The organism is Sulfurovum xiamenensis, from assembly GCF_030347995.1.
Classification (GTDB): Bacteria; Campylobacterota; Campylobacteria; order Campylobacterales; family Sulfurovaceae; genus Sulfurovum; species Sulfurovum xiamenensis.
In genome coordinates this window covers 1-6,745 of the sequence record NZ_JAQIBC010000016.1, presented here as the reverse complement: position 1 = coordinate 6,745, position 6,745 = coordinate 1, and the positions used below count along the sequence as shown (strand labels likewise).

Here is a 6,745-nt window from a genome sequence, read left to right as displayed (position 1 = left end):
TTGGTTGCGGAAGATGGATTTGAACCACCGACCTTTGGGTTATGAGCCCAACGAGCTACCAGACTGCTCTATCCCGCGATAATAAATATTGAAATATTTAAGTAAATTTGATTAAATTATAGATTAGTGAAGGCTACAAAATAGATGTCCATTGTATCCATATAAACTTAATTAAGAATAAATATATACATATGGGAAGGATTTTAGACTTAGAACATAAAGTGGTATATGGCAGACTCTGCCAAATATGTATGTTTATTGTATGCCAACAGCTAACTATTTAATTTATGTATACTCTAAAATAGGGCATTTAAGGAATTTAATCTTGTGTTCGAATTCCTTCCTCTCTGCCATATAATCCTTATAAAGCCTAATATAGCCCTATTTTTCAGACAATATAACCAATTTAAGTTTTTTATTTTATATAAAAGTGATACCTATGTGATACCATAGTTCTTTACATGATCATCAACAATTTTATAACCATATAGTCTTTCCTTGTATGCAAAAATGGCCTAATGCAAAAAACGTGGGGCTAAATTGTCATAGTTGCAATTGTAAATTCATAAACACTAAAAAGCTCTACACACTCTTTGCACATGTGAAATATATAATACTTAAGTATTATAGAAATGTTGGGAGAAAAGGGAATGATTAAATTTACATTAGTGCTTTTATTTTGTTCAAGTATTAGTGTACAAGCGATAACATATAGTGATGCACTTGAAAAGATTCAAGAGCATGAAGTGATACAATCTGGAAACTTTAAAGTTAGAGCTATTCAAGAAGAAGCAAAAAGTAAAGGTTCATGGGGTGACCCTGTTTTTAAAATTGCAGCGAAAAACTATCCAATTGATACGTTGGCTAATGATCAAACCCCAATGACCGGAATTGACTTTGGCGTATCTCAGAAAATACCATTGACTAATAAATATGAAGTAAAAAAGAGTGCCTTAGAAAGTCTATCGCAAGCATATAGATATAATATAGAAAACCAAAAAGAGCTTTTAATCTTAAATTTTTGGAATATTTTAATAGAAAATAGAAAATTATCTGATGAACTTATTATTTTAGAAAATAATAAAGACTGGATTGAAAAAAACCTCAAAGTAAGCAGTCGATTATATACGATGGGAAAAGTTACACAGCAAGCTATACTGGAAATTCAAATTCGAAGCTTTGAACTGGATAATATAATTAGTAATAAAAAACATGAGCTCTCTAAAATTAAGGAAAAAATTAAATACTTGACAGGTCATTCTGAAATCGAAGAAAAGTCTATTCCATGGAACTCTTTAGATACATCTTCAACAGATAATATAGATTATAGAGAACTTGAGTTTCAAGAAAAAGTAAAAGCAAAACAACACGCTATAACAGCATCAAGTTTAGATCTTATATCTGATATAACCATTTCGCTAAACTATACACAGCGATCAAATATAGATATGGTTGGAGACTTTATTGGCGTATCTATTAGTTTTCCATTGCCATTTTCTGATAAAAAGTCATCAAATTATAGTAAGTCTCTGTATGAAGAATCTAAAACATTGAAAGAGTACGAAGTGTATAAAAAGTCTAAAAATAGAGACATTATGCTTAAAACGCAGGAAATCAAAAAATTAAACAGTGAATTAAATGTATTGAATAATAAAATAATTGGATTCGCAATAGATGCCAGAAAGATTATTTCAAAATCTTATGGAGTTGGGAAGGCTACCTATATAGAACTTTTACAGAGTGAATTGAATCTACAAAATATTCTTTTAAGAAAAGTGGCCCTTGAGTCAAAGAGAGATCTTGAACGGGTATCTCTAAAGTATATAAAAGGGGACTTGTTCGATGAATAGATTTTTTAAAAATATAGTAATGTTTGTTATTTTATTGAATATAAGTTTTTGCTTAAATATATTATACGCATCTACTGATAATTTAGAATTACATAATCATACTGATGTTTATTATACTTGTTCTATGCATCCTCAGATACGAGAAAAGAAGCCAGGTAAATGTCCTATATGTCATATGAATTTAACAAAAATTGAAATTGATGGTGAAATGCTAAATGCATCTGATGTACAACATTCAGACAAAAAACATTTAAGTCAAAATGCTGAAAAAGTAGTAGCTAATGTAAAACTCAGAAAAGCACAGTTGAAACACTTTAAACCTGATTTTTTCCCTGTAAGTGAGATGAAAATGACAAAGAAGATAAGGCTGTTAGGTTTAGTACTTCAATCTGAACAAACAGAAAGTAAGATACCTGCACGAGTGAAAGGTCGTGTTGAAAAAGTGTATGTAAAATCAACAGGAAGCTTTGTAAGGATTAATGACCCTGTTATTGATTTGTACAGTCCTGAATTGATAACTGCTGGTGAAGAGTATTTAATAGCTAGAAAAAGCTATGAATTAGATAAGGATAACTTGTTTAAAGAGATGTTAGATGAAAGTGAAAAAAAGCTTAGTCTATGGGGTATCAAAAAGTTTCAATATGATAATTGGTATAAAAATGGAAAAGTGCCTCGTACTATTACTATCCATGCAAATACAAATGGTGTTGTTATAAAAAAGAATGCAATAGTAGGAAAGTACTTTAAAGAGGGGGAAAACTTTTTTGAACTTTGGGATTTAAAAGATGTTTGGGTAGAGATGGATGTTTATGAGAGTGATGCATCATTAGTTAAAATTGGTCAAAAAATCGACTTAATGTTTAGTGCTTTACCAGGGGAAATATTAGTTAGTCATATTGACTTTATAAACCCATTTTTAGATATTAAATCTAAGACATTAAAAGTAAGAGCAACGATAAAAAATGATTTGGGTAAGTTAAGACCAGGTATGGTTGCAAATGCAGTGTTAAATATAGAAATGGATGGTAAATCTTTAGTAGTTCCACGAACAGCAATTATTGATACGGGAAAGAGAAAAGTTGTGTGGGTTAAAGTAAACAATAGAACTTTTCAAGCAAAAGCTGTACTGACTGGATACGAGTCTGAAGGTTATATAGAAATAAAAAATGGTTTAATAAAAAATGAGGAAGTCGTTATTGAAGGTAACTTTCTTTTAGATGCTCAAGCACAACTTTTTGGTGGTTATGAAGATATGAAAACAACTACAGAAATGATACACAATCATTAAGGATATAAGATGATTCAAAATTTAATTGAATTAGCTATTCGAAACCGTGCAATGGTTGTCATAGGTTTTGTAATTATTGGGTTATTGTCAGTGTTTAGCTTGAATACAGCTCGCATTGATGCAATACCTGATATTGGAGAAAACCAGCAAATCGTTTTTACAGAATGGCCAGGCCGTTCACCCAAAGATGTTGAAGCACAGATAACATATCCCTTAAGTGTAATGATGCAAGGGATTCCTGGAGTCAAAAATATTCGTGCTAGTTCTGCATTTGGTTTTTCTATCATCTATGTTATTTTTGAGGATGATATTGACTTTTATTGGAGTCGAAGTCGTATTTTAGAAAAACTTTCAACGGCTACTTCTGAACTACCTTCTGAAGTTACTCCAACTATGGGACCAGATGCAACCGGTCTTGGACAGGTGTTTTGGTACACACTTGAAAATAAAAAAGATAGTAAACATCCAAAATCTTTAGCAGAACTTCGGTCGTTACAGGATTTTTATGTTCGTTATTTACTTCAAGGGGTAAAAGGTGTAAGTGAAGTAGCTAGCATAGGTGGGTTTGTCAAAGAGTACCAAATTGATGTCGATCCTAATAATCTTTTTGCTTATGATGTCCATTTTTCCACACTTGTAAAAGCGATTCAAAATAGTAATATCGATGTAGGTGCTGAAGTTATTGAAGAGGGTGATAGAGAATTTATTGTTAGAGGAAAAGGTTTTTTTAAAAACATTAGTGATATTGAAAATGTTGTTGTAGCTGTTAAGAACAATTCTCCCATAAGAGTAAAAGATTTAGCAAGTGTTCAGATAGGGGCAGGTTTCAGAAGGGGGGCTCTTGATAAAAATGGTATAGAATCGGTTGGTGGAGTAGTTACCATGCGTTATGGAGAGAACCCTCAGGAGGTTCTTGATAATGTTAAAACTAGATTAGAAATTGTAAAGAAAGGATTGCCAAAGGGAGTTGAATTAGTACCTTTTTATGATAGAACAGAAGTTATAGAAAGAACTATTGGTACAGTCTATTCTGCTTTAACACAAGAAATTATTATTTCTATTATTGTAATTATGTTGTTTTTATTACATTTTAAGTCCTCTGTACTTGTTTCATTGACACTTCCACTAGGTGTCGGTATTAGTTTCATTCTTATGAAATTATTAGAAATAGATTCAAATGTAATGAGTTTATCTGGATTGGTCATTGCCATTGGTTCGATGATTGATATGGGTATCATAATGACTGAAAATATATATGCTAATTTAGCTCAAAACCCCAATGTCTCAAAAGAAGACAGAGTTGAAATAATTGTAAAGGCATCCCGTGAAGTTGGCCCTGCAATTTTAACTGCAGTCTCTACAACCATAGTTACATTTTTACCAGTTTTTGGTTTGGAAGATAGTGAAGGAAAGCTTTTTGGTCCTTTAGCCTGGGCAAAAACCCTTGCTATGTTCGGTTCAGTTACTGTTGCGATAGTCTTAGTACCTGCCTTAGCAGTCTATTTTCTAAAAGGAAATTTGAAACCAATTGAAAAAAACCCTGTAAGTAATACGATTGTAAAAACTTACATTCCGATACTTCATTGGATGCTGGAACATAGAAAACTTTTTTTAACTCTACCTATAATGATATTACTTTTGGGAGGCTTTGCTTATTCTAAATTAGGAAAAGAGTTTATGCCATCATTGAATGAGGGTGAAATCTTATACATGCCGGTTACGACACCTGATGTGAGTATGACTAAGGCACGAGAAATATTGGCTTATATAGATAAAAAGCTTCAAGAACATCCGCTTGTGGCTGACGCAATAGGAAAGTTAGGAAGGGCTGATACCGCCATAGACCCTGCTCCAATTTCTATGTTTGAGACAGTAGTAAAGTTAGTTCCCAAAAATGAATGGCCTGATGGTATTTCTATTTATGACATTATGAATGAGCTTGATGAAGAACTTCAAGTTCCTGGACTTGTAAATGCATGGTTATTTCCTATTGAAAATAGAATCTCTATGATATCAACAGGTATTAAAACACAAATTGGTGTAAAGGTCTTTGGTGATGATTTAAAAACATTAGAGGAAATATCAGCACAAATAGGTAAAGAAGTTGAAAAAATTAGTGGAGCATATGGTGTTTATGCAGAAAAAATTACCGGTAAACCATATATAGAATTTGATATAGATCGAATAGCAGCAAGCAGATATGGAATAAATACAGGAACAATAAATAAAATTCTTCAAACAGCCGTGGGTGGTATGACTATTGGACAGTTTTATGAGGGTAGAGATAGATACCCTATACGAGTACGATATAAAAAAGAACTTCGAAATAGAATTGATGAATTAAAAAAAGTCCTTGTTCCTAGTCCATTAGGACATCATATACCAATTGTTGAGCTTGCTAATGTCCAAGTAGTAACAGGGCCGTCTGTTATTCAGTCAGAAAATGGAATGCTTAGATCACTGGTTTTACTTAATGTAAGAGGCCGTGATTTAATTGGATTTGTAGAAGAGGCAAAAAATAAAATTGATAAGATTAACTTGCCAGAAGGCTATTCAATAGTTTGGGCAGGTCAATATGAAAATCAAGTCAGATCTAATAATAGATTGATGGTTTTAATGCCACTGGCATTGTTTATCAATTTAGTGATTATATATTTTGGTATAAAAAGTTTACGAAACGCAGTAATTGTATTCTCTGCAGTTCCTATTGCATTTGCAGGAGGTTTAATTCTTTTATGGGTTGGTGGTTTTAATACTTCTGTAGCTGTTTGGGTAGGGTTTATCGCTCTTTTTGGAATAGCTGTTGATGATGGTGTTATTAAGATGACATATTTACAACAATCAATGAAGAAAAATACACCTGATAATTGGAATGAATTAAAAGAGACTATTATTGAGGCAAGTTCGAGAAGAATAAGACCACTTCTTATGACAACTACAACAACTGTTGCAGCATTACTACCTATAATGTGGTCGACAGGCACTGGTAGTGAAGTAATGAAACCAATGGCTATACCAACACTTGGTGGAATGCTGGTAGAGTTAATTAGTTTGTTTGTTGTACCAATAGTTTTTTCGTACTTTGAACATAGAAAAATTTTGTTAGAAAAGAGAGATGAAGGTAAAGCTAAACAGTAGTTTTTAATTGTATATAAGTGTACCCATCTCCAATAAGTAGACCAGCACTAAACTGATAATTTCTTGCTTTGATTATGCCGTTCTAAAAATTTGATCAGGATTAAATCTCCTGCATACTTCTTTGACTTAATATGTGCCATTTACAACCCTCATTTTGGCAACCAATTTTTATGAAACATAAGACTATTATATGAAAGTTTGGGTAATATGGTACTTATAAAGTGTCCTATTTTTAGGGCTTTATAAGGTTATCTGGGAAAGTTTAAGAAAAGATAGGAAATAGATTATTTAAAATCCCTTACTGTCCGCCACTTAATAAATTCCTAATACATCACGAACAAATCACTTTTTTGAAATATTTTAGTCTTTTACTTATTTGAACAAAAGTCTAATTTTTGTATCATTCGATGTAGAAGTTAAATAAATACACTTTTGTTGTAATAATCACATGCGGATGTGGTGAAATTGG

At 32.1% G+C, this 6,745-nt stretch carries 3 protein-coding genes and 1 tRNA gene; 3 read left to right on the top strand and 1 reads right to left on the bottom strand.

Annotation, left to right across the window (positions count from 1 at the left end; translation table 11 throughout):
* Position 1 precedes the first annotated feature (1 nt).
* Positions 2-78, bottom strand: a tRNA-Met gene (locus PF327_RS11305).
* A 554-nt stretch (positions 79-632) separates the two neighbouring features.
* On the opposite strand from PF327_RS11305, the gene PF327_RS11300 reads away from it, so the two are divergent.
* The 3 genes from PF327_RS11300 to PF327_RS11290 are packed head-to-tail and all read left to right on the top strand — an operon-like array spanning position 633 to position 6,276.
* Positions 633-1,850: a TolC family protein gene (locus PF327_RS11300; RefSeq protein ID WP_289402663.1), complete on the top strand. Its 1,218-nt coding sequence runs from the start codon at positions 633-635 to the stop codon at positions 1,848-1,850.
* The gene (locus PF327_RS11295) at positions 1,843-3,138 is read left to right on the top strand and encodes an efflux RND transporter periplasmic adaptor subunit (RefSeq protein ID WP_289402662.1); all 1,296 of its coding nucleotides are present in this window, start codon (positions 1,843-1,845) and stop codon (positions 3,136-3,138) included. Before PF327_RS11300 ends, PF327_RS11295 begins: the two co-directional genes overlap by 8 nt.
* A gap of 9 nt (positions 3,139-3,147) precedes the next feature.
* Positions 3,148-6,276: an efflux RND transporter permease subunit gene (locus PF327_RS11290; protein WP_289402661.1), complete on the top strand. Its 3,129-nt coding sequence runs from the start codon at positions 3,148-3,150 to the stop codon at positions 6,274-6,276.
* Positions 6,277-6,745 lie beyond the last annotated feature (469 nt).